Source organism: Helicobacter sp. WB40, from assembly GCF_027859275.1.
Lineage (GTDB): Bacteria > Campylobacterota > Campylobacteria > Campylobacterales > Helicobacteraceae > Helicobacter_D > Helicobacter_D ibis.
The window spans coordinates 1-243 of record NZ_JAQHXS010000037.1; the positions used below are offsets into that span (position 1 = coordinate 1).

At 68.3% G+C, this 243-nt stretch carries 1 protein-coding gene; it reads left to right on the forward strand.

The annotated features are described in order from the left end of the window. Positions 1-43: 43 nt before the first annotated feature. Positions 44-243: hypothetical protein (locus PF022_RS08825; protein WP_271023588.1), on the forward strand; the 200-nt coding region annotated here is incomplete at its 3' end.

The following is a 243-nucleotide window of genomic DNA, read 5'->3' on the forward strand; positions in this document are numbered from 1 at the left end:
GGCCTTCTGTTCCCGTGAGCAGTTCCTGGGTTCCCCGGCGGCCATGCTGATCGCGGCACGGCGGGAAACCTGTGGGGATCTGTTGCGTCTTGCCCCGCAGCGCGCGGCCGCCCATTTGTCGCCGGCGGTCTGGGAACAGGTAAACCGGTTGCAGATCCGCAAGAGCCTGGCCGAGCTGGCCCATGAGCGTCTGCTGACGCCGCAACCCGTGGCAGGGGAGGCGGGCGCCTACACGGTTACCAC